This window comes from Myxococcus faecalis (assembly GCF_050039385.1).
Taxonomy (GTDB): Bacteria; Myxococcota; Myxococcia; order Myxococcales; family Myxococcaceae; genus Myxococcus; species Myxococcus fulvus.
The window spans coordinates 7,431,642-7,457,598 of sequence record NZ_CP144336.1 but is presented as its reverse complement, the minus strand read 5'-3'; the positions used below and the strand labels follow the sequence as shown (position 1 = coordinate 7,457,598).

Sequence of the window (25,957 nt, the reverse complement as noted above, 5' to 3'; positions counted from 1 at the left end):
ACCCAGCAGCAGCGTAGCAATTTTCCCGTCGCAGCGGAAATGAAATCCGGACGCACACGCCGCACCTCCTAGTACGTGCTGGGGCGAAAACCTTCCGCCCTTTCGCCAAGAAAGTTGGAAACGGCCGGCGCGGGCTACTGCTGGAGGTCCGTGACGGCCCAGTCTTGCTCCACCTGGACGCGCTCGCCCGCGCGGACATTCACGGTCTTCTCGGCCTGGGGCAGCCGCTCGTGCCAGAAGACGAGGGTGTGGGCGCCCTCGGGGACCTCCAGCCGGAAGCGGCCGTCCGGGGAGGTGGTGGCGAAGTACGGGTGGTCGAACGTCCGCACCACGGCCCGCATCCACGGGTGGATGTCGCAGCGGATGGGGACGACGCCGGGCTCCTCGGGCAGCGGCTTGCGCGTGCTCATCCCCTCCAGGGGCATGGCCACGTTGAAGAAGGAGCGCTTGGTGCTGGAGGACGCGCGCACGTTGTGGACGAGCGGATCCGAGTTGCGCAGGGTGAGCTGGCCGCCAGCGCGCGCGGCGAGGACGGGTGGCTCATAGATGCACTTCTTCTGGTCCAGCACGGGCTCGGCGGGCGGCTGGGCCGGTGCGGGCAAAGCGCTCGCCGACTTCAGGGACACCACCGTGTAGGCCAGCGCTCCCTCGCTCCCCACGACGAGGGAGCGGTCCTCCGTCTGCTCGCCGCACACGGACACCACGGTGCCGCTGGTGGGCGACGAGGTGGGAGGCGGCGGGGTGCCGGTGAGCCGGACGCGCCCCTCGATGACGCCCCACTTCACGTCGGCCTCGGGGCGCGCGGGCGCGGGGGCCTGCGCCTGAGGGGCCGCGGGCACGGACGGGGGCGGCGAGGAGGACTCGCGGCAGGCGAAGGCGAGCGCGAACAGGGGCAGAGAGCGGAGAAAGGTGGCGCGGAGCACGTGTTCCCGTCTAACGGGTGCGTGAAGCTCTTTCAAATGGTGGATGGCGCCCCGAGCGCCCGGGGGATGACTCTGGGTCGATTTGGGCGTTGGACCCCCATCATCCTTGTTGGTACAAGAGCGCGCGGCCGTACACGGTGCGGCTCTGTGGGAGGCAGCAACTTTGCGGGAGAAATTGAAGGCGCTGGCGGAGCTTCAGAATGTGGACCTGGAGGTCGCATCGCTCCGGAAGGCCGCGGACATCCACCCCCGTCAGATTGCCGAGTTGGAGCGGGAGCTGGGGGTGGCTCGCAGCGCCATCGAGGCCGAGCGCGCACGGGTCGCCGACATGGAGCGGCAGAAGACCCAGGTCGAGCAGAACATCACGGACGAGAAGGACAAGGTGAAGAAGTGGGAGGCGCGCCTGGCAGAACAGCGCTCCACCCGCGAGTACTCCGCCCTGGCCCGTGAAATCGACATCGCCAAGAAGGCCAATCTGACGATGGCCGAGGAGCAGGTGGAGCTGACGAAGCAGCTCGGCCAGGCTCGCGAGGCGCTCAAGGGCAAGGAGGCGGAGTTCGCCACGAAGCAGCAGGGCCTGTCCGCGAGGATGGGTGAGCTGCGCGGCAAGCTGGGCGAGTCCGAGGCGCAGGTGAAGGCGCTCGAGGGCCGCCGCGCGGGTGTCGCGGAGGGCGTCGACTCGACGCTGCTGCGGCGCTACGAGGTGGTGCGCAAGAAGAAGCTGCCCGCGCTGGTCGGCGTGGTGGCCGGCACCTGCCAGGGCTGCAACATGAACGTGCCCCCGCAGCTCTACAACCAGCTGCGCACCTCGCTCGGCACGGACATCTGCCCGTCCTGCAACCGCATCATCTACGCGGTGGAAGCGCTCCAGGAAACGCCCGCGGCGGCGAAGTAGGCCGCACGGATGCCCGCGCCGTCGCTGGTCGACATCCTCCGCCACATCGCGCGCGAGGAGCCGCTCTCGTCGACGGTGCGCGCCTTCCGCGGCCTCACGCGGGAGCACCTGGGGCAGCTCCTCGACGAGGCCGCCACCCGCCTGGACCCGTCCCCGCCGCTCGGGGACGAGGTGGCGCGGGCGCCCGCCGAGGCGCTGTCCCCTCCCCCACCCTCCGAGCCCTTGCCCCGCGTGCGCGTCTATTCGGACGGCGCCGCCAGGGGCAACCCGGGGCCCGCGGGCGCGGGGGCGGTGGTGACGGACGCCGAGGGACACGTGGTCGCCCGGCTGGGCCGGTTCCTCGGCACGCAGACGAACAACCACGCCGAGTACATGGGGCTGCTGCTGGGCCTGAAGCACGCGAAGGCGCTGGGCGCGCGCGAGGTGGACGTCTACGCGGACAGCGAGCTGCTCATCCGGCAGTTGGGCGGGCAGTACCAGGTGAAGAGCGCCACGCTGCGGCCGCTGTTCGACGAGGCGAAGAAGCTCCTGTCGGGCTTCACCCGCGTGAAGCTGCACCACATCCCGCGCGCGAAGAACGCGGACGCGGACGCCATGAGCAACCGGGCCATCGACGAGCGGATGTAGACTCTTCGGATGGCGCTCGAGCTACGGGCCTCCCACTGCCACTCGCTTCGGCTGGACATCGTCGGCTACCAGTTCCCGGATGGAACCGTCGACAGCCTGAACTGGCTGCTCATCCGCTTCACCGTCCAGGTGCCAGGACAGGAGCCCTGGACCAAGGTGGACCCCAGTCTGGAGACAGGGGAACTGCTCTCACTGGCGCGCTGGTTCGAGAACATGGGCACCGTCGACATGCGGGGCCCTCGGCCCGCCTATCACTTCCTCGAGCCCAACCTCTCCTTCTCCCTCGTGCCGGTGAAGGGCGGGAAGCGGCGGCTGCGCGTCCACTTCGATGCCGAGTCACGGCCGCCCTGGGCGCCCCCACGTGGCCAGGGCGCCCACAGCTCGGCCTGGGTCGAGTTCCCCCTTGAGGAGGTGGACCCGAAGGCCATGGCACGGTGGGCCCACGAGGAGCACGCCCGCTTCCCTGCCCGGGAGCCCCCTGGGATTGAGCCTCGCGGCCCGGAGTGGACCGCCCTCCCGGGCCTGTTGTAAGGGGCAGGAGTCGGAGTGGTCCAGATGAACGCCGGCCACTGCAATCCTGGGTGGCGGGAGGAAAGTCCGGGCTCCAGAGGGCAGGGTGCTGGCTAACGGCCAGTCGAGGCGACTCGCAGGAAAGTGCCACAGAAAACAGACCGCCCGCTCCGCGAGGGGCGGGTAAGGGTGAAACGGTGCGGTAAGAGCGCACCGCGTCCGGGGTGACTCGGACGGCTCGGTAAACCCCACCTGGAGCAAGAGCCAATAGGAGCGCGTCCCCGCTGTCCGGGGGACAGGGGTTGCCCGCCCCATGCGTTCGGGTTGCTCGCTGATGAGGCCCCTGGGCAACCAGGGCCCTAGATGAATGTTCATCGCCCGTCCCGAAAGGGGCGGGAACAGAACCCGGCTTACGGCCCACTCCGACGCTTTTCCCTCACCGCGCCACGGGCACCTGCGCGACCAGCAGGCGGTTCTTCCCGTCGTTGCGCACCGCGTCCGGGTTGGTCAGCGTCAGGCGCGTGTCCGTGCGGGGGTCCCACAGCCCCAGCCAGATGTTGAGCGCCTTCGGGTTGGCGTCCGCGGGGAGGTAGATGGAGAACTCGTCCTTCACCGTCTCGCCCGGCTTCCACTGGGACGTGGGCAGCATGCCGTTGGCCGGCTTGTGGTCCAGGTTCATCCGCTCCATGCGGCCGCCCGCGTCCTCGACGTGGACGAAGATGAGGTAGTCCTCATCGATGGCCTGGAGCACCTTGAAGTAGAGGGTGACCTGGGCGCGCTCGCCGGGCGTCAGCCGCCCGGGTTGCACGGTGGCCGCCACCAGCTCCACCTTGCCTCCCAGGTTCGCGCCGTTGCGCACGGAGAGCGCCGGAACCTGCGTCACCGTGGCGGCCTTGCGCTGCTCGGCGCTGGCGCCACCGGGAGCCTCGACGATGCAGGCGCTGGCCAGCAGGAGAACCGACGGGAGCACGACAGTGGGGAGCTTGAGGCGCATGGCCCGCTGTTTCTACTCGGCCGGGGGCGCTGCATCCACCGGCGTGTTGGTGTATGCGGAGCCGCGCCCATGAAGACCCCCAATGCCCTCGACGCCCTGACCGCGCAGGTGCCGCCCGCCCCCTCCCCCGCCCCCACCCCGGGCGGGGAAACCACCCAGCCCGGGACGGGCGTGCCCCCCTCGGACGGCCTCACCACGGGCGACGTGGTGGGCATCAGCGGGGCGGCCCTCTTCGCCCTGCTGATGGTGCTGGCGGCCCGCAAGCTCTTCTTCAAGAAGCGCGCGCCCGAGCCGGGCAAGAAGCCCGGCGTCCCCGTCCCGGAGAAGCCCGCGCTGCCCGCCGAGCGGCCGGAGCTGCGCGTCGAGCTGCCCCCCTCGGAGAAGGAGGCCGCCCGGCTGCGCGAGGTGGACGAGGCCCACGCCCGCGCCCAGGAGCTGGCCCGCCAGCGCGAGGAGCTCACCCGCGCGGCCCGGACCACCACGGACGCCGGCGAGCGCGCCCGCCTGGAGGAGCAGGCCCGCGCCCTCAAGGAGCGAGAGGAGGAGGAGAAGCGCGTCGAGTACCGCGCGAAGAAGGCCGCCGACGACGAGGCCCGCGAGCGGCGCAAGCGTGAGCAGGCCGAGGCCCAGCGACTCCTGGAGGAGGAGCGGGCCCGCGAGGCCGCCGCCGTCGAGGAGGCCCGCCGCGCCGAGGAGGCCGCCGCCCGCGCCAAGGTGGACGCGGAGGCCGGCCGCACGCTGGCCCAGGGCCTGGACAAGACCAAGAGCCAGGGCTTCATGGCCCGCCTCAACGGGCTGTTCGGCTCGCAGCGCCAGGTGGACGAGTCCGTGCTGGCGGAGCTGGAGGAGATTCTCTTCACCGCGGACATCGGCGTGCGCACCGCGAGCACGCTGGTGGACGTGGCGCGCGAGAAGCTCAAGCGCAGCGAGCTGAAGGACTCCGAGCGCATCAAGGACCTCATCCGCACGGAGGTGGCGCGCATCGTCGACCTGCCGGTGCCGCGCTCGCTGGAGGGCGGCGGTCCGCCTCACGTCGTCATGGTGGTGGGCGTCAACGGCGCGGGGAAGACGACGACCATCGGCAAGCTGGCCGCGAAGCTCACCGGCGAGGGCAAGAAGGTGGTGCTGGCCGCGGGCGACACGTTCCGCGCGGCGGCCACCGAGCAGCTCGACGTGTGGGCCGAGCGCGCCAAGGCGCAGCTGGTGAAGGGCGCCGAGGGCGGAGACCCGGGCTCGGTCATCTTCGACGCCATCAAGAAGGCCCAGGCCGAGGGCGCCGACGTCGTCATCGCCGACACGGCGGGCCGGCTCCACACCAAGGCGCCGCTCATGGAGGAGCTCAAGAAGGTCAAGCGCGTGATGGACAAGGCCATGCCCGGCACGCCGCACGAGGTGCTGCTGGTGCTCGACTCCACCAACGGCCAGAACGCCATCCAGCAGGCCAAGCAGTTCCACGAGGCCGTGGGCGTCACAGCCATCGCCCTGACGAAGCTGGACGGCACCGCCAAGGGCGGCGTCATCATCGGCATCTGCGACGAGCTCAAGCTGCCCGTGGTCTGGGTGGGCGTGGGCGAGAAGGTCGCCGACCTGCGCCGCTTCGAGCCGCGCGAGTTCGTCCAGGCGCTCTTCGACTGAAGCGTCCTGCCCTCACTGTCCCAACAGTGAGGGCAGCAGTTGCTCAAGCAGCTCCTTGGCCTGGGCGTCCAGCGCATCCGCGTCCAGGCCGCTGCCCGCCCCCAGCGTGTCCATCACCGAGTCCAGGTTGGGCAGACCCAAATCATCGTCACCGCGAGCCTCCTGCCACCAGCGCACGCGCAGCCGCTCGAGCGCCTTGCCGTTGCCGGGGCTCGCCTTGGCGAGTTCCTTGGTGAAGCACTCCTTGCACGTCCACTTGAAGCGGTACGTGTCCACGTAGGAGCGCAGGCCCTGGAAGAAGGCCGCGTCGCCCACCAGCTTGCGCGACGCGTGGTGCAGCAGCGGTGCCTTGCCGTACACCAGCGCGCCGTACTCCATCTCCCCATCGAACGCGCCCGTGGGCCGGTCCGCCCGCGCGTCCTCGCCGCCCGACATCCGGTACATGTGGTACGGCGCCACCAGCGCTTCCTTGCGCATCGACTCGGCGGCCTTCTTGCCGTGCTTCCACTCGATGTAGAGCAGCGCCGCGTACTGCGCCAGGGACTCGTCCACCACGGGCGCGTTGATGGGGTCCGAGCCCACCAGCCCCGCGAAGTACTGGTGCGCCACCTCGTGCGCGACGGTGAACTCCAGCGTGCGCTCCAGCGTCTCGCCCATCTGCGCCATCGGTGCCCCCGCGCCCAACGGGCCCAGCGCCTCCATCACTTCCTTCAGCTGCTCCAGATCCACGTGGCCCGCCACCATCTCGAGCGGGTCCACCACGCCGCGGTACAGCGACGTCGCCACGGTGATGAGGCCGGGGAACTCCATCCCGCCCGCCCCTCCGGACAACGGCGCCTCCACCACCCGGAAGTGCGTGTACGGCAAGGGCCCCAGGCGCTTCTCGAACTCCGCCAGCGCGGACGTGGCGTACTTGAGCACGCGCTCGCCCACGTCCTGGTTGCGCGCGGCGTAGTGGCTCTCCACCGTGACGCCGTTCACCGTGGCCGTGGACACCGCGTAGCCCTTCGACACGAGGATGGGGAAGTCGCGCACCGCGCCCGCGGCGAAGGCGTAGCGCACCCGGCCGTCACGCTCCGGCACCTCGCCCATGGCCGCGCCGGTGGCGTGCACCACCCAGCCCGACGGCACGGTGATGGACGCGAGCACATGCGCCGGCGCGTACAGCGCCAGATCTCCAATGCCCTGCGGCCCCGCCCACGGCTGCCCCTTGTCGTCCAGCGGCGGCACCTGGGGCACCACACCCACCAGGCTGACGAAGTCCTCCGTGATGGAGAAGGCGCCATGGTCTCCAGGGCCCTTCTTCCCGCCACCGGCGCCGGCCAGCAGCCCGCCCCCGCCCTTCTCCCCCCGAGGCACCACCGCGCGCACGGCGACGTCCAGCACCACCGCCATGCCCACGGGCATGGGCTCCGCGAGGCGGTGGCGATACAACGTGGGCTCCGGCTGCTCCAGGACGATGGGCGCGGTGTTCATCCGCGCGTCGGACAACACCACCCGCTTGCCACCCAGGGCGTTGGGCGTCAGCCGCAGGTAGAGCTCCTTGAGGGGCTGCTCACGCGCCAGCACCTCCACCTGCACCCGCCCGGTGGCTTCGCGCGTCTCGGGGTTCACGTCGAGTTGCACCCGGTAGCGCGGCAGTTCCTCCAGGGGGCCCAGTGCCTTCGCGGCGCGCTCGCGCTCGGCGGGCTTGAGGTGCTGGAGGCTCAGCGCCACCTCCGGAGGGATGTCCGCCCGGGCCGGCTGTCCGAGGAGCAGGCACCACGACAGCAGGCTGAGCAGGGCTGGGCGCATGAAGCGCATGCTAATTGACCCGGGCCACCACGGCTCGTCTAGCCTTGCGGGACATGCACTCTCGAACGCTCCTGCTGGCCGCCACCCTGGGGTGGATGGCGTGCGCGCGCAACGTCCCCGCGCCCACCGCCGCCCCGACGACTCCCCGCTCCGTCCGCCTGGTCGTGGACACGCCGCCCCAGGAGACGGAGACCCTGGACAAGGTGCGCGAGGACGTGGAGGTGGACACGGACGAGGGCGAGCGCACGCCCCGCGTCGTCACCTTCGGCGAGACGCCCGTGCTCCAGCGCGACGGCATGCGCGCGCGGCTCTACGGGGACGCGAAGGGCACGCTCGGCATCAGCGTGGACAACTTCCTGCTGTTCGAGGTGACCGACGCCAAGGGACAGGTGAAGCGCCGCGCCGTCGTGGGCTTCACCGAGAGCGTCCACCTGGGCAACGAGCAGGTGGACAACGTGGGGCGCCGGGCCTTCACCTTCGAGCCGGGAGAGGTGGACCTCACGGAGTTCCTGCCGGAGTCCGAGCCCTTCAAGGTGCGCACCACCGTGCTGGACACCTGGGGCGTGGGACGCGTGTCGGACGTGTACCTGGTCCTCTCCGCGCCCGAGCCCCGCGCCGTCGAGGACGACCTGCGCGGGGAGTGAGACGGAACCTCCGGGGCCGCGCCACCCATCCGAGGGGACGCGGCCTTTCGGGATGCTAGAAGCGCAGCCCGCCCACGGGCGCCAGCTTCTGCGCGCCACCGTTGCCGCGCACCGGGCGGATGCCGCCCCCCAGCACGATGTCGCAGGGGCCGTTGTTGCAGGCCGTCCCGAGGTTGGGGGGCTTGATGCCCGGCTCCTTCGTCGCCATCACCGCGCCCACGGTGCCCGCGGCCACGACGGCGCCCACGCCGGCCCAGACGTACCAACGGCCGTACCAGGGCTTGCTGGAGCCCTCCAGCTCGGCGTCCGGCGACTTCTCGTTGAAGGCCAGGGCCGGGTTGTAGTCATCCCCCTGCGACGTGGAGGACGGGTCCAGCACGGGGTTGGCGGGCACGTCCTCGCGCGGCGTGTTGCTCGCCACCGCGGTGTCCACCAGGGGCCGCATCTTGCCCACCAGCTCGTAGTTGGTGCCGGCCAGCACGTTGATGCGCTGGATGTCGGGGCGGAAGCCCTCCGCGCGGAACTCGATTTCGCGCGAGCCGGGCTTGAGCAGGATGTCGCTCAGAGGCACCGTGCCCACCTCGACGTCGTCCACCAGGACCTTGGTGCCGGCCACATCGGAGATGGCCCGCGCGAAGCCCATGGTGGCCACCAGCGCGACCTTCACGTCCTGCGTCGAGCCCTCCTTGACGGTGAACCGGCGCGAGTAGTCCTCGTAGCCGGCCTTGCGCACCACGAGCAGGTGGTCGCCGGGCGCCACGGGCACCGTCATGGGCGTGGCCGACAGCGCGCCCGCGTCGCGGCCATCCAGCGTCAGCCGCGCGCCCCGGACACCCCCGGCGATGACGACGGCGAGCTCCGTCTTCACCGGCGCCAGGGGCGCCAGCAGGCTGTCATCCGGTGGCGGGAGGTTCTTCTTCTTCGAGCCCTTCGCGGTGGCGGCGGGCCTGGCGGCCTTCGGCGGCTTCTTCGCCGTCGCCTTCTCCGCCTTCTTCTTCTTCACCACCTTCGGCTTGGCCGGCTTCTTCGTCGCCGACTTCGACGGCGTGAGTGGAGCGAGCAGGTCGTCGGCCTGAGCGAGCGCGGAGGACGGTGCCGCCAGGACGGCCACCAGCGAAAAGAGGACGAGGCGTCGAATGCTCATGACGGTCCGAAGGTTAGAGAGTCGTCCAAGGGGAATCAAACGAAGTCCCGCTCGCACGTCCATTCAGCCAATATCCGCGCCCCATGCACCGCGCCCTGCCATCGCTGGCCCTCGGCTTCAGTGTCCTCTGCCTCACGGCGTGCCCCGCCAAGGCGCCTCCCACCCTGGAGACGCGCTCCCCACCTCCACCGCCCATCCGTGTGCCGCCCGGCTGTGAGAGCAGCCAGGCGGGCGAGTACCGCCACGAGGAGAACCCCGCGTTCCGCTACCGGGGCGAGGAGGACGCGGGCACGCTGACGCTGGCCGTGGTGCGCGCGCTCGCGGACACGGATGCGGGCACCCCGGGCGCCGACTCGAGCGGGGCGACCATCGTCCTGCAGCGCACACCGGGCGGCTTCGTCGGGGAGACGCGCGCCACGGGCTTCACGGGCTCGGGCGCTCCCTGCCCCGTCGTGTTCCCCACGGAGCTGGTGGCATGCGACGACGCGGGCCTCACGCTGCGCGCGGTGGCCAGCACGTCCATCGACGAGGGCTGCCAGCCCTCCCGCACCGGACCTCCGCCGGTGCGCCTCAAGCAGGTGCTGCTGCGGGAGACGCCGGACGCGGGTCCCTGAAGGTCCCCGGCGCCCGGCTTCGCGTCACGCCCCGGAAGACCTCCCGGGGCGCGCACGGCTTGACCTCAGGCGGCGCGGCGCGCCTGCTCCTCGGCCGCGTTGACGGCGGGAGCGGCGTCGCTGAGCTTCACGCGGCCCGCGAACCCCTGCATCAGGCTGGAGACGCCCACGTACAGGAAGCCCGCCTGGAACAGGATGATGAAGGGCAGCGACGTGTAGATGCGCGCGTCGATGGCGAACCACAGCGCCCCGGTGAAGTACGCCGCGAAGAGCAGCTCCACCACCGGCATCAGCGTCTTGCTGCCGCGGTACGCCTTCTTCACCGCGACGACCTTCTTGCCCTCGGCGCCCGTCTTCGGCGTGCGGGCGAAGCCCGACTGCTGGTTGAGCAGCGCCTCCGCCACGGCCTTGGCGTTGTTGATGGCCAGGCCGATGCCCAGGCTCATCAGGAACGGCAGGTACTTCACCCGCTCCCAGCCCTTCACGCCCCGCTCGCGCTGCGCGGCCACGTAGAAGAAGCACACGCTCGCCGTGGCGGACACGAAGAAGGGCAGGTCCAGGAACAGCGTGCCGTACAGGCCGTGCTGGAAGCGCACCACCATGCTGATGGGCATCAGCACCGACAGCAGCACCATCAACAGATAAGCCATGTTGTTGGTGAGGTGGAAGAACGCCTCGCGCTTGACCACCAGCGGCAGGTCGCTCTTGAGGATGGTGGGCAGGAGCTTCTTCGCCGTCTGGATGGAGCCCTTGGCCCAGCGGTGCTGCTGGCTCTTGAAGGCGTTCATGTCCACCGGCACCTCGGCCGGGGAGATGACCTCCGGGAGGAACACGAACTGCCAGCCCTTGAGCTGGGCGCGGTAGCTCAGGTCCAGGTCCTCGGTCAGCGTGTCGTGCTGCCAGCCGCCCGCGTCCGCGATGGTGCCCCGGCGCCAGATGCCGGCGGTGCCGTTGAAGTTGAAGAAGCAGCCGGAGCGGTTGCGCGCCGTGTGCTCGATGATGAAGTGGCCGTCCAGGAAGATGCTCTGGGCCTGCGTGAGGATGGAGAACTCACGGTTGAGGTGGCCCCAGCGCACCTGCACCATGCCCACCTTCGCGTCGGAGAAGAACGGCACCGTGCGCAGCAGGAAGTCGGGGCTCGGCACGAAGTCGGCGTCGAACACGGCGACGAACTCGCCGCGCGCGGACTTCAGGCCGTTCTCCAGCGCGCCCGCCTTGAAGCCCTCGCGGTTGACGCGGTGGATGTAGACGATGTCATGGCCCTTCTGGCGGTGACGCTCCACGCACGCCCGGGCGATGCCACACGTCTCGTCCGTCGAGTCGTCGAGGACCTGGATCTCCAGGAGGTCGCGCGGGTAGTCGATGCGGCACACCGACTCCACCAGGCGCTCCACCACGTACATCTCGTTGAAGATGGGCAGCTGGATGGTGACGCGAGGCAGCTCCTTCAAGGAGCCCTTGGGCGTCGGCAGCTTGAACTTGTGCCGGTAGTACAGGAACGCCATCCGGTACCTGTGCGAGCCGTAGACCGCCAGCACGCACAGGACGCTGAAATAGACGCCCAGGAAGATGATCTCGACGGTGGTCATCGGTGACGCTCAGCCCCTCCCGCACGGCCCCCGTGGCCCGCGGTCCTTCCATACGCGGCGGCTCCGGAATCCCGTCCTCACGCCGACCGCCGCCTCCTGGGTCCGCTGAGCCCCCGCCCCGTATGTGCCCGAAAAGACAAGGGTTTGACCTTCCGGGACTGATCGCGCCGGACAATAGGGAGGCGTCAAGGACGTGTCAAATTATTCCCCGAATTTGAACGTTCCGTTCAGGTCCATCGTGACCCACCGCGTCGGAGCGGGTCACGAGGGCCTGGAGGAACGCCCTGGGGAGCCGGGCAGGCGGCCTGGGGCTGTCGGGGCGTCGCTTCAGCTGACGGCGCGGCGGGGCTCGTCGACGACGGGAGCGGGGGTGACTTCGGGCGCATCCAGGATACCCGCCTCGTCGCGCGTCGCGAGCGCCAGGATGCGCTCGACGAGCTCCGGGAAGTCCAGGCCCGCGTGGCCGGCAATCTTGGACAGGAGGCTGGTGGGGGTGAAGCCGGGCAGCGTGTTGACCTCCAGCACCACGTCGTTGTCGGTGTCCGAGCACAGCAGGTCCACCCGCGCGTAGCCCCGGCAGCCCAGGGCGCGGTACGCGGCGAGCGCCAGCGCCTCCACGTTGGCCACCCGCGTGGCGGACAGCCGGGGCGGCAGGAAGTAGCGGGCGCCCCCCTTGTACTTGGCCTCGAAGTCGAAGCCCTCGCGCGGCGTGGCCACCTCGCAGCTGCCCAGCACCGCGTCACCGAGGATGCCCACCGTCACCTCGCGCCCGGACACGAAGCGCTCCACCAGCGCCTCGCCCCCGAAGCGGCACGCCTGCGCCACCGCCTGGGCGAGCTCCTGAGGCTCGCGCACCACGCCCAGGCCCACCGAGGAGCCGCCACAGGCGGGCTTCACCACGCAGGGGAAGCCCAGGTCCCCATGCAGCTCCGGGGCGCGCGCAGCGTCGTCGCGGCCCACGCGGTACCCCTGGGGCGTGGGGAGGTTGTGCAGCCGGAAGAGCTTCTTGGCGAAGGGCTTGTTCATCGCCAGCGCGGACGCCAGGACGCCCGAGCCCGTGTACGGCAGCTCCAGCAGCTCCAGCAGGCCCTGCACGCGGCCGTCCTCGCCCATGCGCCCGTGCAGCGCGATGAAGGCCACGTCCAGCTCGGCGGCCCGCAGCGCGCGGTCCAGGCCCGGCCCCGCGAATATCCGGGTGACGTGGTGGCCGCGGGACTCGAGCGCCGCCACCACGGCCTCCCCGCTCTTGAGCGAAATCTCCCGCTCCTCACCCCACCCGCCCATCAGCACTCCGACGCGCTTGCCCATGTCGATGAAACCCTCCGTGGGTTCACGACAGAGCACGGCGGATGCCAACCCCACCCCGAGGGGTGGGACACAGGCGGCCAGGCCACGCGTCCCGAGTGGAGACGCGGGGTTGCGAGGACCAGCGGGCGGCCAGGCGGGCGTGTCCGCGGGGACGCGGCGCGGCAGCCCGGCCACGGGGCGCCAGGGGCTGTAGGAACTACCGCCCCTCGCGCCCGCGACTACAAGCCGCCGTCACCGGTTCCCGCGTCCACGGGGCCGGGGCCCGGGACAGGGCCGGCGTCACCACCCGCGTCCGGGGTGCCAGAGTCGGTGCCGGCATCCGTGGTGCCCGCGTCGGTGCCACCATCGGAGGGCCGAGGGGTGTCGTCCGCGGTGCAACTGCCGTCCTTGCAGACGTAGTTCTCCAGGCACTGGTTGCGGTCATCGCAGGGCTGACCCTCCTCGTCGAAGTCGACCAGGAGGCTGCACGCGGACAGGCCCAGGGAGAGGGCCGCCATGGGGATGAGCAAACGAAGGGGACGTCGCATGGCTAGTAATTCCGGAGATCGTCTTCGTCGATGGACGGCCGCTTCTTCTTCTCTTCTTCCTCGCGCTTGCGCTTCTCCTCTTCGTCGCGCTTGCGCTTGGCCTCCGCGTCGGCCTCCTCCTGCTTGCGGCGTTCCTCCAGCTCACGGCGCTGGCGCTCGACCTCCTCGCGGCGCTTCTTGAGCTCCTCCTCGCGCTGGGCGGCGTCCTCGTCGCGCGAGCGCTTCGTGTCGCGCGCGGGGGGCGGCGCCGGAGCCGGCTCGGTGGCCTGGGGCGCGGGCGTCGTCTTGGCCGGCGCGGGCGTCGTCGTCTTCGACGGGGGCGGAGGCATGGGGAGCGGCTCGCTCACGGGCCGGGTGCCCTTGGGCGGAGGCGGCATGTCCAGGGACTCGCTCTTGGAGGGCGCGGCCTTGGACGGCGGAGGCGTGGCGCGCGAACGGGAGGGCGTGGCCGCGGCCTTGGAGGAGGAGGAGGAGGACGAAGAGCTGCTTCCACCACCGGCGAAGGCGAAGTAGCTGCCCAGACCCGCGGAGACCAGACCCGTCACCAGGCCGATGTCGGCCACCAGGGCGTACGTCTTGCCCGTGTCCTTGAAGTCCTTGGCGCGGGGGCTCGTCTGGGGCGCGCGGCGGAAGTCATCCTCCTTCGAGGAGGCCTCCATGCCGAAGTAGATGCCGCCCGCCAGCAGCGCGACACCCGTGGCCATCAGCACGTAGCCCATCGTCTTGCGGTTGCTGCTGCCGCCGCTCGAGAAGTGCGTCACCGGCTTGTTGCCCGCGAGCCTCGCCGTGTCCGCGCCCACCAGCGAGGACAGGAACGTGTCGGAGCCCGTCGCCATGGCCTCGCCCACGGGCACCGAGCCCACGGCGTAGCCCAGGTTGTGGCCGTCCGTGACGTCCAGCCGCAGGCCCGTCACCTGCACGGGCGCCGTGCCCGTGCCGCCCTGGACCAGCAGCGCCAGCACCTGGGACACACCGGCCAGCGCGCCCAGCTCGCGCAGGGCCATGTCCCGCTCGACACCGTCGGGCTTGCGCACGACGCGCTCGGTGATGGCCTGCAGCGCGCGCTGCGAAGCCGAGGGCCGCAGCGTGAGCGACGTCTCCCCTTCGCGGGCGCGGCGCTGCTCGAGCTCGTAGCCCGGCGCCATCACCGTCACGAAGTGGTCCGCCGCCGTCAGGCCCTGGAGCGACACGGGCGACACGCCCCGGAACTGGCCGTCCACGTACACCTGCGCGGGCACGGGCTCGGTGCGCACCGTCAGCGCGACGGTGGAGCCGGCGAGCGCCGCCTTGCGCTCCTTGTCCACGAAGGCCATCTCGTCGGGCGGGAAGAAGTTGGACGAGAACTGCGCCCGCGGGTCCACCGCGAGCACCGCGCGAATCTCCAGCTGCGCGGCGGCGTTCTCGCCGTTGGCCACCTGCGAGGCAGCCTTCATCACCCGGGCGCGGACGAAGTCGCCGAAGCCGCGCGACAGGTCTCCCGCCTCGAACGCCTTGGCGGCCACGTCGAAGCGCTCGAGCGCCTTCTGTGTGTCCAGCTCGTCGTACGCCGCCTGGCCGTCCTTCATGGCCTGGGTGCCCTCGGCGGCCTTCGCCTCGCGCTCGGCCCTGCCCTGCGCGTCCAGCGCCTCCGACAGACGCACCAGCTCCAGCCGGCCCGAGCGCGCCACGGACTGCTCGGCCCAGTACGCCAGCCGCGCCGCCTCCGTGCGCGCCGTGGCATCGAGCGGGATGGCCACCACCGTCACCGAGGACGGAGAGGCGGAGGGGACTGCTCGGGGCGTCAGCCTGAGGGGGAGGCTCGACTGCGCGGCGGCGGGGCCCACGGCCAGCATGCCCACCAACCACCCGCTGAGGGCCGCGTGCATCGCGCGATTGCTCGAAGGTCGCATCACTCGTTCACCTTTGTCCGCCCGCCATCAAACGGAGGTCGCGGCGAAAAGCAAGGGGGAAGCAGTGTCTTCAGCGACCCTCGGCGCGCGCCGGAGGCCGTCCACCAGGGGCCGCAAGCCCGTTGAGGTACTCGAGCGCGACCTTCAGCGGCGGGTCCTTCAGCGGCGCGGCGACGTCCCAGGGCACCAGGTTCTCCGGAGGGCCCTTGAGCGTGGACGGCTGGGACGAGGCCTCCTCCGAGCCCTCCGCGCGGAAGTGACGCTGCAGGTCCTTCTCGCGCGGCGCCTCGCGTCCGGGCTTTCCACCCGCCTCGTCCGGGACGACGTAGTCGGGGGTGATGCCGCGCTCCTGGATGCTGCGGCCCTTGGGTGTGTAGTAGCGGGCAATCGTCAGCTTCAGGCCGGAGCCGTCCTCCAGCTCGATGACCGTCTGCACGCTGCCCTTGCCGAACGTCGGCGTGCCGATGAGCGTGGCGCGGCCATGGTCCTGGAGCGCGCCGGCGACGATTTCCGACGCGGAGGCGCTGCCCGCGTTGACCAGCACGACGACGGGGTAGTTCTTCTCCGTGTCGCGGTCCTTGCTGCGCTCCTCGGTGGAGTTGCGCCCGTCGCGCCCCCGGGTGGAGACGATGGGCAGGTTGCCCGGCAGGAAGCGGTCGCTCACCGCCACCGCCTGGTCCAACAGGCCCCCGGGGTTGTTGCGCAGGTCCAGCACCAGCCCGCGCAGCTCCTTGCCGCCGTTGAGGCCGCGCAGCCGGTCCAGCTCCTTGCGCAGGTACTGGTCCGTGCGCTCCTGGAAGTTCTTCACCTTGACGTGGCCGATGCCTCCGTAGAGCGCGCCCTCCACCGACACGATGCGGATGTGGTCCCGGATGATGGCGATCTCTCGCGGCGCGGTGAAACCCTGACGCTGGATGGTGAGCAGGACGCGGCCACCGGCGGGCCCTCGCATCTTCTGCATCGCGCGGCCCACGTCCATGCCCCGCGTGCTCTCACCATCGATGCCCACCAGCTCGTCGCCCGCCTTGAGGCCCGCGCGCGCCGCCGGCGTGTCGTCGATGGGCGCCACGACGATGATGCGGTCGTTCTTGCGCGCGATTTCGATGCCCAGTCCGCCCCACTCGCCCGAGGTGTCGATCTTCATCTCCCGGAACACGTCGGGCGGCATGAAGACGGTGTGCGGGTCCAGCGTGTCGAGCATCCCCTGGATGGCGCCGTAGACCAGCCGCTCGCGGTCGGGCGGCTCCACGTAGTTGTTCTCCACGTAGGAGAGCACGCGCGCGAAGGTCTCCAGTTGGCGATAGGTGGCGTCGTCCTTCTCCGCCCGCTCCGCCTTCCCCGGAGGTCTGCTCCCGCCCGCGTCCTTCTTCTCCTGTGCGGCCGAGGGCTCGGACACGAGGAGGAGCGCGGCCAGCGCCGCGCGCCATGGCTGGGAGAGACGCATCACGACGGTACGTCCTTTCGCGGAAGACAGCTCGAAGGGCGTCCCAGTCTATACCCGGCCCTCAGAGGCCCGACGCATCCGCGAAGCGCACCAGGTGCGACACCAGCTCGTCCGGACGCTCCATCTGCGGCACGTGGCCGAAGCCCTGCACCACCTTCACCTGCGCGTGCGCCGGCAGGTGGGAGCGGAACCAGTCCAGCGAGCGGGAGGGCAACAGCCGCTCGCTGCCGCCCCACAGGAACAGCACCGGCATGGCCAGCTTGCCCACCGCCTCCGGCGAGAGGCTCAGCCGCGACTCGAGCGCCTCGGCGGTGAGGGCCTTTACCGTGGGCGTGTCATAGAAGCGCCGCAGCTCGGTGGCCAGGAGCAGCGCCGGCAGCGGGGCCTGATGGAACAGGCGCCGGGTGAAGGCGCGGGCCTCGGCGGGCGTGCCCACCTTGAACGCGTTGAGCAGCGCGGTGCTCTCCTCCAGCGGCAGCTCCGCGCCCGCCGGGGCCACCAGCGCCAGCGCGCGCACCCACTGGGGAGACTCGGCCGCCAGGTTCACCGACATGGCGCCGCCCAGCGAGTTGCCCACCACGTACGAGGGCTCCTTCACCTCCTGCTCGACGAAGGCGCGCAGCACCTCGAACTGGTTGCGCACGCACACCTGGCCGCCGCAGTACTGCACGGAGAAGCCATGGCCCGGCAGGTCCGGCGCCACCACGCGCGAGAAGCGCTTCGACAGGCCGAAGAACGTGCGCCCGAAGCCGTTCGCCGAGCCGCCCAGCCCGTGCACCAGCACCACCGGCGGCCCCTTCCCCTGCCCCTTCAGCGAGTAGAAGTGCACCGACTGTCCACCGACGTCGACTGTCGAGGACTGGACACCCCGGGCCACCAGCACCCGTCGCACCGCCTTCTGCATTCCGCCCATGAGGTCCATGCGCCTGCTCGCTCCTCTCGTGCCGAAATCCCTTCACCCAGGATAACAAGCCCGCCTCAAGCGTGCCGCAATGCGTCAGGGCGTCGGGGCCAGCCAGGGTGCGGGGTCGACGGCCTGCCCGGCCTTGCGGACCTCGAAGTAGAGGTACGAGCCCTTGAGCGAGCCGGTGTCCCCCACCTCGCCCACCGGCTCACCGGCGACGACGGGGGCGCCCACCTCCGGGGTGACCGACGACAGGTGGGCCATGAGGGTGTGGTAGCCGTCCCCGTGGTCGAGGATGAGCAGGTTGCCGTAGCCGCGCAGCGAGCCGGCATAGACGACGGTGCCATCGGCCACGGCGATGACGGGCGTGCCGGAGGCGGCGCGGATGTCGAGCCCCTTCTGCACGGTGACGGTGTTGAAGCGCGGGTTGACGACCTTGCCGAAGCCCACCTCGACGATGCCTCGCGTGGGCGAGGGCAGCTTGCCCTTGAGCGCGCCGAAGCCGTGCGTGGCGGGCGCCTCCTTCAGCTCGCGCACCACCTGGGAGAGCTCCGCGTCCGCCTGCTCCAGCTCCTTCACCGCGCGGCGCGCCAGCTCCGCCTCACCCGCGAGAGAGCCCACCACCTCCTCGAGCGCCTCGTGCTGCGCGCGCGCCAGCCGCTCCTGCTCCTGGAGGAAGGCCACGCGCGCGGCGAGCGAGGTCTGCAGCCGCTTGAGCTCCAGCGTGGACTGGCGCTGCAGGTGAGCCACGCGCTGCACGCCGCGCAGCAGGTCCAGGTCTCCGGCCATGCTCGCCTCCAACGCGCGGGCGCGCCACACCAGCGCGGAGAAGTCCTCGGCGGACAGCAGCACCTCCAGCGGGCGGCGGCGCATGACGCGGTAGAGGGTGCGCAGCCGCGGGGACAGCCGGCGCAGTTGCACGCGCAGGGCCTCGCGCAGCAGCACCTCTTCACGCTCAGCCAGGATGACGCGCTTGCGGAACACGGCCAGGTCCGCCTCCAGCGCGCGCACGCGGCGCCGCGAGAAGGCGACCATCTCCTCCATCAGCTCCAGGCCCTCGAGCACGGTGAGCTTCTTGGCCTCCACCAGCGCCAGCGTCGCGCGCTGCGCGGCCAGCCTCTCGCGCAGCGCGGACTGCTCCGCCTCCTCCAGCTTCTGTGCGCGCGCGGGGAGGCCGAGGAGCGCCAGGCCGAGCGCGAGGACGAGGACGCGGCTCATACGCGCAGGAAGCGGCCCACCGCCACGAAGCTGCCGCCCAGCCCCAGGCCACAGCCCGCGCCCACCAGCTCCAGCACCAGGCGCGGCTCCACCCACGGCGCCGCCACGCCCGGCCCCAGGAGGAAGGCGAACAGCGAGCCCAGCGTGGGCCCCACCAGCTTGCCGAAGGCCCACAGCCCCAACAGCGCCACGCCCGCGCCGAGCAGCCCCTGCAGCAGCCCCTCCAGCAGGAAGGGCGCCTTGACGAAGCGGTCCGTGGCGCCGACCAGCTTCTGGATTTCAATCTCCTCGCGCCGCGAATAGATGGCGAGCTGGAGCGTGGCCGCGACGATGACGACGGTGGCGCCCAGCACCACCACGAAGGCCACCATCGCCCCGAAGCTCAGCGCGCGAGCAATCGCCGTGAGCCGCTCCACGGCCTGCTCACCGTAGTCCACGCCGGACACGCCGGGCAGCTGTCGCAGCTCCTTCGCCAGGGCCTGGAGCGCCTCGGGCGTGCGCTGCGCGGGCGGCACACGCAGCTCCAGCGCCGCGGGCAGCGGGTTCTCCGGCAGCTCCGACAAGGCCTCGCCCAAATCACCCAGCTCGGTGCGCAGCCTCGCCAGCGCCGCGTCCGGCGGCACCAGCGTCACCTGCCCCTGGCTGAGCGCCTCCACGCGGGCGCGCACGCCGTGCGCCTCGTCCTGGCCCAGCTCCGGCGCCAGGTACACCGTCACCTCCACCTCGCCGCCCAGGGACGCCAGGAGGTTGTCGAGCACCCGGGCGCCGCCGCGCGCCAGCCCCGCGGAGAACAGGGCAATCGCGATGGTCGTCACGGCGATGAAGTGCACGAAGGGCGAGTGCTTGAGCCCCACCGCCGCCGAGCGCCAGAAGTACCGCGTCTTCGCCAGCGCGCTCATACCACCATCCGCCGCGCCGCCTTGACGCCGTCCTCGTCGGAGACAATCTGCCCGCGCTCCAGGCGCACGGTGCGCTTCTGGTAGCGCGCGAGCAGCGTGGCGTCGTGCGTGGCCACCACCACCGTGGTGCCCCGGATGTTCACCTGCGTGAGCAGGTCCATGATTTCGACGGTGAGCGCCGGGTCCAGGTTGCCGGTGGGCTCGTCCGCCAGGAGGATGGTCGGGTCGTTCACGAGCGCGCGCGCGATGACCACGCGCTGCTGCTCTCCACCCGACAGGCGCAGGGGGAACGAGTCCGCCTTGTGCTCCAGCCCCACCAGCTTGAGCATCCGCCGCACCTTGTCGCGCGCCTGCGCGCGCGGCACGCCCAGCACGTCCAGCGTGAAGGACACGTTGTCCTCCACGGTGCGGTGCGGCAGCAGCTTGAAGTCCTGGAACACCACGCCGATGTTGCGGCGCAGGTAGGGGACGGCGGACTCGCGGATGCGGGCGATGTTGCGGCCGCCCACCAGAATCTGCCCCTTGGTGGCCTTCTCCGCGCAGAAGATGAGCTTGAGCAGCGTCGTCTTGCCCGCGCCCGAGGGGCCCGTGAGGAAGAGGAACTCGCCCTTCTCCACGCTGAGGTTGATGTCCGAGAGCACCGGCGGATCGCCGGGATACGCCTTGTAGACGTGGAAGAATTGAATCATGGCGCGGCGCGGGAGGACGCCAACCTACCACGGCCGGGCGCGGGCGACCCACGCACGCCCGGCGGGAGGACCGGCTTTCCCCTCCCACCCCCGGCACCACCTGTGCGACGGTCCCACGCCATATGGGTGAGCAGGCCGCGCGCGGCGCGACGACGGGACAGTGGGTGGGACGTGTCGCGGGCCCCCTGGCCGCTGGCCTCATCTACGGGGTTCCCTCCGGTCTGCACACCCTGCCCGGCCTGGACCACCGCCCCGCCGCCGCCGCCGCCGTGGCCGCGTGGATGGCCCTCTGGTGGTTCACCGAGGCCGTCCCCATGGCCTGGACGGCCGTGCTCCCGGTGGTGCTCTTCCCGGTGCTCGGCGTGTTCGACACGGACAGCGTCGCGGTGGCCGCGGGCCGCTCCGTGCTGCCCTTCCTGGACCCGTACATCTTCCTCTTCATGGGCGGCATGGCGCTGGGCGCCGGCATGGAGCAGTGGGGCCTGCACCGCAGAATCGCCCTGCTCATCATGCGCGCGGTGGGCACCGGCCCCCAGCGGCTCTTGTTCGGCATGCTCGCGGCCACCGCCGCCGTGTCGCTCTGGATTTCCAACACCGCCACCGCGGTGATGATGGTGCCCATCGGCATGGCGCTGCTCGCCCAGCTGCGCGCGTCGGAGGGCCGCCCGCTGGAGCACTTCGGCGCGGCGCTGATGCTCGCGGTGGCCTACGGCTCCAACCTCGGCGGCATCGGCACCAAGATTGGCAGCCCCACCAACTCCGTCTTCGCCGGCGTGGTGTCGCGGCGGATGGGCACGGACGTGGGCTTCGTCGAGTACATGGTCGCCGCCCTCCCCTTCGTCCTCCTCTTCCTGCCCGTGGCGTGGGCGGTCTTGTGGAGATGGGCCCGGCAGGACCGGATGGGCCCGGGCCAGGGCGGAGACGTCATCGCCCGGGAGCTCGAGCAGCTGGGCCCCATGTCCCGCGGGGAGCGCACCGTGGGCGTCGTCTTCCTCGTGGCCGCGGTGCTGTGGATTTTCGGCGACCCGCTGCGCGCGCTGCTCGCGCCGGGGGTGGCCCGCGCCTTCGACGGCTTCAAGCTGGGCGGCAAGCACTACGAGGCCGCGGTGGCCATCGTGGGCGCCTTGACGCTGGTGGTGCTGGGCCGGCTGTCGGTGGCCGCGCTGCGCCGGGTGCCCTGGGACACGCTGCTCCTGCTCGGCGGAGGCTTCGCGCTGGCGGCGGGCATCGAGGCCAGCGGGCTTGCCTCGTGGATGACCTCGCGCCTGTCGGAGCTGGAGTCACTGCCGGGGCTGGTCCAATACGGCACGGTGGCCAGCGCCACCATCCTGCTGTCGGCCATCGCCTCCAACACCGCCACGACGAACGTCATGCTGAACGTGCTGCCCGCCTCGCGGCCCTTGTTGGCGGTGAGCACCTTCGCGGCCTCGTGCGACTTCGCCCTGCCTGCGGGCACGCCGCCCAACGCCATCGTCTTCGGCAGCGGCGTGGTGCGCCTGCCGGTGATGATGCGCACGGGCATCCTGCTGGACGTCCTCGCCGCGCTGCTGCTCACGGTCTACGGCGCCACCTGGGTCCGGTGGGTGTTGCCCTAGCGATGCGGGAGGAGGTGTCGACTGGAGGACAGTCGACGCGCCCGGGGCCACGAGGCCACCGGGGCGACGAACGGCGGGGGGCTACTGCTCGCCCTCTCCCGCCAGGTAGCTGAGGATGACCTCGTCGAGGCTCTTCTCGGAGATGAGGTCCTCGCCGAAGAGGGTCTCCACGCCGACCTCGTTGATCTTCGGCTTCTCCTTGAGGGCCCGAGCGGCGGCGACCTCCGGAGGCAACACGGGTGCGACAGGCGCGACGGGCACCACCACCGGCTTGGGGGCCATCGGCTGGCCGGTCTGCAGCTTCGCCTGGGCCTGGTCGGCCTCGGAGGCGAGCTGACCGGGCTGGTACGACCGGACGGCGGACTCGTAGTTGTCGTACACGCCGTTGATGAGGTTTCGCAGCATCTCCTTGTGCTGCTCCTCCATCAACTCGCGGACGACCTCCGCCAGGCTCTCCGCGTTGAGGATGTCCGAGTAGGACGTCTTCTTCGACGCGAGGATGTTCCCGCCCACGAACAGGTGGGTGATGATGTGGGGATTGTTGACGCCCGAGTCCTCGGTCTGGACGTGGTAGACCTTCCCCTTGTGCTTGATGTTGTGGTTGAAGCCGGTGACGGCCTTCTCGAAGGTTTTCGTCATTGCCGAGTGGGCGGACCGTACCAGCCGCTTCCCCACGTCGCAAGGTAAGCCTCGCCCCCGCATGTCCGTCCCGCGCGCCTGCCCGCCGGGCATGACGCAAAAGCTGCGGCGGGAGCCCGCCTGCCTTGCGACCCGGCCTTCGAGTGCGCCCGAGACTCCGGTCCGTTGAAAAGCCAAAAGCGGCTGGGGTACGTACAGGCTATGGGTGTGGTGCTCCACGACACCCCCGGCCCAGGGACGCCACGGATGAAGAAGACGAACGAGATCAAGAACAAGGTCCGCCTGCAGGACGCCCAGGTCCTGGCCGAGGGCTACTCCCCCGCCATCCGCGCCATGGAGATTGGCGCCATCGTCAGCTTCGTGGCGCTGGAGCTCATCCTCGTCTACCGGCTCTACAACAACCCGCACGGTGGACCGTGGCTGCTGCTCGGCGCGGTGCTGCTGGGCTACCTGGCCGCGGACTTCGTCTCCGGCTTCGTGCACTGGATGGGGGACACGTGGGGCTCCACGGAGATGCCCATCCTCGGCAAGGCGCTCATCCGCCCCTTCCGCGAGCACCACGTCGACGAGAAGGCCATCACCCGCCACGACTTCGTGGAGACCAACGGCAACAACTGCCTCATCTCGCTGCCGGTGGCCGTGGCCGCGGTGAGCATGCCGCTGTCCAGCTCCGGCTGGGTGTTCGTGTCCAGCTTCCTGGGCGCGATGATCTTCTGGGTGATGGCGACCAACCAGTTCCACAAGTGGTCGCACATGGACGCGCCGCCGGCCCTCATCGGCTTCCTGCAGCGCATCCACCTCATCCTGCCGCCGGCCCACCACCAGATCCACCACACGGCGCCCTTCAACAAGTACTACTGCATCACCGTGGGCTGGCTGAACTGGCCGCTCAACCTGGTGTCCTTCTTCCCGCTGATGGAGCGGCTCATCACCCGCGTCACCGGGCTGGTGCCGCGCGAGGACGACATCGGCGACGAGGCCGCCCGCGCGCTCGTGGAGGCCGAGGGCGCCGCCGAGCCCCCCGTCGTCCAGGCCGCCAAGGAGCTGCTCACCAAGGCCACCACGACGGAGGAGGCCGCGCCCGCCACCGTCACCACCCGGCCCTCCGCCTGAGCGACTCGGGCCCGGGGCCGACCCGGGCCGTCAGAACTTCAGGTCCACCTGCTCGGCGTGGGTGATGGGGCGGCCCAGGAAGCGCGCCCCCACCTCCATGAAGCGCTCGGGCACGTCGGTGACGAAGTAGTCGTGAGAAGGCGGCCTCTCCCCCGTCGCGGGTGCCAGCAGCCCCTTCGCCTCCAGCAGCGCAGCGACAGCCTGCGCGGTGGCCTCCGCCGAGTCCACCAGCGCGACGTCCGGGCCTACCACCTCCGCGATGACGCCCTTGAGCAGCGGATAGTGCGTGCAGCCCAGCACCAGCGTGTCCACGCCGTCGCGGGCGAAGTCCCCCAGATACTCGCGCGCCGTCAGGAGCGGCACGTCCCCGGTGGTCCAGCCCTCCTCCGCCAGCGGCACGAACAGCGGACAGGCGCGGGCCTTCACCCGCACCCGCGGCCCACCGGCCTCCAGGGCCCGCTGGTAGGCGCCGGAGCGGATGGTGCCGGGCGTGCCGATGACGCCCACCCCGCCGCCCCGCGTGCGCGCCAGGGCCGTGGAGGCGCCCGGCTGGATGACGCCCACCACCGGCACCGGCAGCGAGGCCTCCAGCGCGGGCAGCGCGGCGGCGGAGGCCGTGTTGCAGGCCACCACCAGCAGCTTGATGCCGCGCTCCAGCAGGAACTCCGCGTTCTTCAGCGAGTAGCGCGTCACCACCTCGCCGGACTTGGTGCCGTAGGGCACGCGCGCGGTGTCGCCCAGGTACACCGTGCTCTCGTGGGGGAGGCGGGCCATCAGGGCCTTGAGGACCGTGAGCCCGCCGATGCCGGAGTCGAATACGCCGATGGGATTGTGGCTGCCTTGCCGCATGTCCCGTGTCCCTATCACGTTTGATGCCAGCGCCAGGGCCCACCCCCGCAAGCACGAAGGGCCGAGGCACCTGGCCCCGGCCCTTCTGTTCACCCCACGAACGGGTGGGTCCGACTAGTTGGGGAACAGCGACACCAGCAGGGCATTGTTCGGGCCCGGGAACGAGTGGCCCACGACGTCCACGGTGACGCTGTTGGCGACCGAGCGGTACTCGACGCCGTTGTTGGCCCGGGCGAACATCTCCACCTGGTAGCGGCCCGGACGCAGGAACTCGAAGACCACCGGCGCGTCGTTGCAGCCGTGCACGTCACCGACGATGCCGTACACCAGCTCTCCGGTGAAGACGTCGCGGAAGTTGATGGCCACGTCGTTGATGCCCGCCTGCGAGCAGCTCAGCGCGGAGCCACCGGCGCGCAGCTCCCACTTGATGGACGCGCCGCCAATCACCCACAGCGAGGCCAGCACGTTCGCCGAGCCACCCGACGGCACCGAGAACGACCCCGTGTAGTAGTACCAGGGGTTGTTCTGGGCATCGACCGCCACCAGCTGCAGGTCGTGGTTGCCCGCGCCCAGGTTGGTGTTGGTGATGGTGGCCCCCGCGCTGCCCGCCGAGCAGGAGAAGCGCTCCCACGGCCCGCCGTCGATGCGGATCTCCACGTGCGTCACCCCCGCCTGGCTGCAGTTGAAGCGGCTCGGCCCGTCCTGGAACTCCCAGCCCAGCGTCACGCCGGTGGCGGTGGAGCGCATCGAGCCGATGTACGAGGTCGGCGCGCCATAGTGCGTGGTCAGCCGGCCGTTGTGCTCGTAGACGGCGCGCAGCCGGGAGTCGAGCGCGACCATGATGACGTTGTGCTCCCCCGGGTCCACGTACAGCGACTTGATGGCGTTGCCGTTGCTGCCGGCCTCACAGTCGAAGCGGCCCCACTCGCTGTTGTCGATGCGCACGTCCACGTAGCGCACGCCGGCCGAGTTGCAGCTCGCGTTCCCCGGGAACTGCCACTCGAGGTACGCGTAGGACGGCGGGACGCCCGGCGGCAGCAGGTCGATCTCCACCGTCTGGTCGCCGTTGATGCGGAAGGTGCCGCTGCCCTCGTACAGCACCTCGTTGACGTAGCTGACCGCCTCCAACTGGAAGCTGTAGGTGCCCGGCTGGAAGCGGTGCAGGACGATGCCGTCGAAGCCATTGGCGCGGCACGGGTAGCGGCCATCGTTCTCCAGGCGCTCGCCCGGGATGTAGATGTTCACGCCCCGGACGTCCGGGTCCTCGTCGCAGCGCAGCCCCGCGAGGGTCCAACGGAACGTCACGTCACCTTCGTAGGCGGGCTCGTCGTGGATGATACAGCCGGAGGAGACCGCCGCCAGGCAGAGGAATGCAACCAGCAGTCGGGAGTTCATGGGGGGCAACCTGTCTTGGGGTGATGAGGTGTTCGGCCCGTTTCAGTCACCTCGGACGACCCCTCCCGGGAATTATTCACCGGCACGGCCAATCCACTTCAAGCAGCCGGGCTTGCCCC

General features: G+C 70.8%; 24 protein-coding genes and 1 other RNA gene. 9 read left to right on the top strand and 16 right to left on the bottom strand.

The window, feature by feature from the left end; translation table 11 throughout:
• Positions 1–134: 134 nt before the first annotated feature.
• Positions 135–923 (bottom strand): cupredoxin domain-containing protein, encoded by a 789-nt coding sequence (locus tag VZQ01_RS29995; RefSeq protein WP_426745335.1) that lies wholly within the window; start codon positions 921–923, stop codon positions 135–137.
• Between the two features lie 163 nt (positions 924–1,086).
• Here VZQ01_RS29995 and VZQ01_RS29990 point away from each other — a divergent pair, with 163 nt between their 5' ends.
• The 4 genes from VZQ01_RS29990 (at position 1,087) to rnpB (ending at position 3,383) form a co-directional block, all read left to right on the top strand.
• Positions 1,087–1,818 (top strand): zinc ribbon domain-containing protein, encoded by a 732-nt coding sequence (locus tag VZQ01_RS29990; RefSeq protein ID WP_223748169.1) that lies wholly within the window; start codon positions 1,087–1,089, stop codon positions 1,816–1,818.
• Between the two features lie 9 nt (positions 1,819–1,827).
• Entirely contained in the window at positions 1,828–2,445 is a 618-nt protein-coding gene (locus VZQ01_RS29985) for a ribonuclease HI family protein (protein WP_223748168.1), read from the top strand.
• 9 nt (positions 2,446–2,454) lie between these two features.
• Positions 2,455–2,976, top strand: a complete 522-nt coding sequence (locus VZQ01_RS29980) for a WapI family immunity protein (protein ID WP_426745334.1) — start codon at positions 2,455–2,457, stop codon at positions 2,974–2,976.
• A 12-nt stretch (positions 2,977–2,988) separates the two neighbouring features.
• Positions 2,989–3,383, top strand: an RNA gene (rnpB, locus tag VZQ01_RS29975) — RNase P RNA component class A.
• A gap of 8 nt (positions 3,384–3,391) precedes the next feature.
• Here rnpB and VZQ01_RS29970 read toward each other — a convergent pair.
• Positions 3,392–3,949: a hypothetical protein gene (locus VZQ01_RS29970; RefSeq protein ID WP_046715611.1), complete on the bottom strand. Its 558-nt coding sequence runs from the start codon at positions 3,947–3,949 to the stop codon at positions 3,392–3,394.
• Positions 3,950–4,018: 69 nt separating this feature from the next.
• Here VZQ01_RS29970 and ftsY point away from each other — a divergent pair, with 69 nt between their 5' ends.
• Complete coding sequence (ftsY, locus tag VZQ01_RS29965; protein ID WP_426745333.1) at positions 4,019–5,584, top strand: signal recognition particle-docking protein FtsY; 1,566 nt, start codon at positions 4,019–4,021, stop codon at positions 5,582–5,584.
• Between the two features lie 12 nt (positions 5,585–5,596).
• Here the strand turns inward: ftsY and VZQ01_RS29960 are convergent, their stop codons facing one another.
• Positions 5,597–7,378 carry a M1 family aminopeptidase gene (locus tag VZQ01_RS29960; protein WP_223748165.1) on the bottom strand — a complete coding sequence of 594 codons (1,782 nt, stop codon included), beginning with the start codon at positions 7,376–7,378 and terminating at the stop codon, positions 5,597–5,599.
• 53 nt (positions 7,379–7,431) lie between these two features.
• Here VZQ01_RS29960 and VZQ01_RS29955 point away from each other — a divergent pair, with 53 nt between their 5' ends.
• A complete protein-coding gene (locus tag VZQ01_RS29955) occupies positions 7,432–8,022 on the top strand; it encodes a hypothetical protein (RefSeq protein WP_141323768.1) in 591 nt (196 codons plus the stop codon).
• 55 nt (positions 8,023–8,077) lie between these two features.
• Here VZQ01_RS29955 and VZQ01_RS29950 read toward each other — a convergent pair whose 3' ends face one another.
• Entirely contained in the window at positions 8,078–9,166 is a 1,089-nt protein-coding gene (locus tag VZQ01_RS29950; protein ID WP_223781774.1) for a PEGA domain-containing protein, read from the bottom strand.
• Positions 9,167–9,249: 83 nt separating this feature from the next.
• Between VZQ01_RS29950 and VZQ01_RS29945 the strand changes: the two genes are divergently transcribed.
• Positions 9,250–9,780, top strand: coding sequence for a hypothetical protein (locus tag VZQ01_RS29945; RefSeq protein ID WP_223748162.1), 531 nt, complete (start codon positions 9,250–9,252; stop codon positions 9,778–9,780).
• A 65-nt stretch (positions 9,781–9,845) separates the two neighbouring features.
• Here VZQ01_RS29945 and VZQ01_RS29940 read toward each other — a convergent pair whose 3' ends face one another.
• The 9 genes from VZQ01_RS29940 to ftsE form a co-directional block, all read right to left on the bottom strand.
• A complete protein-coding gene (locus VZQ01_RS29940; protein ID WP_223748161.1) occupies positions 9,846–11,369 on the bottom strand; it encodes a cellulose synthase family protein in 1,524 nt (507 codons plus the stop codon).
• 327 nt (positions 11,370–11,696) lie between these two features.
• The gene (locus VZQ01_RS29935; protein ID WP_223781773.1) at positions 11,697–12,677 is read right to left on the bottom strand and encodes a D-alanine--D-alanine ligase; all 981 of its coding nucleotides are present in this window, start codon (positions 12,675–12,677) and stop codon (positions 11,697–11,699) included.
• A gap of 218 nt (positions 12,678–12,895) precedes the next feature.
• Positions 12,896–13,204, bottom strand: a complete 309-nt coding sequence (locus VZQ01_RS29930; RefSeq protein ID WP_223748159.1) for a hypothetical protein — start codon at positions 13,202–13,204, stop codon at positions 12,896–12,898.
• Positions 13,205–13,206: 2 nt separating this feature from the next.
• A complete protein-coding gene (locus VZQ01_RS29925; protein ID WP_223748158.1) occupies positions 13,207–15,093 on the bottom strand; it encodes a PEGA domain-containing protein in 1,887 nt (628 codons plus the stop codon).
• A gap of 70 nt (positions 15,094–15,163) precedes the next feature.
• Entirely contained in the window at positions 15,164–16,537 is a 1,374-nt protein-coding gene (locus VZQ01_RS29920; protein WP_255665473.1) for a S41 family peptidase, read from the bottom strand.
• A gap of 61 nt (positions 16,538–16,598) precedes the next feature.
• Positions 16,599–17,459 (bottom strand): alpha/beta fold hydrolase, encoded by an 861-nt coding sequence (locus tag VZQ01_RS29915; RefSeq protein ID WP_426745332.1) that lies wholly within the window; start codon positions 17,457–17,459, stop codon positions 16,599–16,601.
• A gap of 75 nt (positions 17,460–17,534) precedes the next feature.
• Positions 17,535–18,659, bottom strand: a complete 1,125-nt coding sequence (locus VZQ01_RS29910; protein WP_267699829.1) for a murein hydrolase activator EnvC family protein — start codon at positions 18,657–18,659, stop codon at positions 17,535–17,537.
• Positions 18,656–19,558 (bottom strand): cell division protein FtsX, encoded by a 903-nt coding sequence (locus VZQ01_RS29905; protein ID WP_223748154.1) that lies wholly within the window; start codon positions 19,556–19,558, stop codon positions 18,656–18,658. Before VZQ01_RS29905 ends, VZQ01_RS29910 begins: the two co-directional genes overlap by 4 nt.
• Positions 19,555–20,247, bottom strand: coding sequence for a cell division ATP-binding protein FtsE (ftsE, locus tag VZQ01_RS29900; RefSeq protein ID WP_223748153.1), 693 nt, complete (start codon positions 20,245–20,247; stop codon positions 19,555–19,557). The genes VZQ01_RS29905 and ftsE overlap by 4 nt, the downstream gene beginning before the upstream one ends.
• A 122-nt stretch (positions 20,248–20,369) precedes the next feature.
• On the opposite strand from ftsE, the gene VZQ01_RS29895 reads away from it, so the two are divergent.
• Positions 20,370–21,842, top strand: a complete 1,473-nt coding sequence (locus tag VZQ01_RS29895) for an SLC13 family permease (protein WP_426745331.1) — start codon at positions 20,370–20,372, stop codon at positions 21,840–21,842.
• 81 nt (positions 21,843–21,923) lie between these two features.
• On the opposite strand, the gene VZQ01_RS29890 is transcribed toward VZQ01_RS29895, so the two are convergent.
• Positions 21,924–22,481, bottom strand: coding sequence for a RomY N-terminal domain-containing regulatory protein (locus tag VZQ01_RS29890; protein ID WP_046715624.1), 558 nt, complete (start codon positions 22,479–22,481; stop codon positions 21,924–21,926).
• Between the two features lie 246 nt (positions 22,482–22,727).
• Here VZQ01_RS29890 and carF point away from each other — a divergent pair, with 246 nt between their 5' ends.
• Positions 22,728–23,594, top strand: a complete 867-nt coding sequence (gene carF / locus VZQ01_RS29885; RefSeq protein WP_408889463.1) for a plasmanylethanolamine desaturase — start codon at positions 22,728–22,730, stop codon at positions 23,592–23,594.
• Between the two features lie 30 nt (positions 23,595–23,624).
• Here the strand turns inward: carF and murI are convergent, their stop codons facing one another.
• Both murI and VZQ01_RS29875 read right to left on the bottom strand, forming a co-directional pair.
• On the bottom strand, positions 23,625–24,443 hold the full coding sequence (murI, locus tag VZQ01_RS29880; protein WP_426745330.1) for a glutamate racemase: 819 nt from the start codon (positions 24,441–24,443) through the stop codon (positions 23,625–23,627).
• Positions 24,444–24,557: 114 nt separating this feature from the next.
• Positions 24,558–25,838: a hypothetical protein gene (locus VZQ01_RS29875; RefSeq protein WP_223748150.1), complete on the bottom strand. Its 1,281-nt coding sequence runs from the start codon at positions 25,836–25,838 to the stop codon at positions 24,558–24,560.
• Positions 25,839–25,957: the final 119 nt, after the last annotated feature.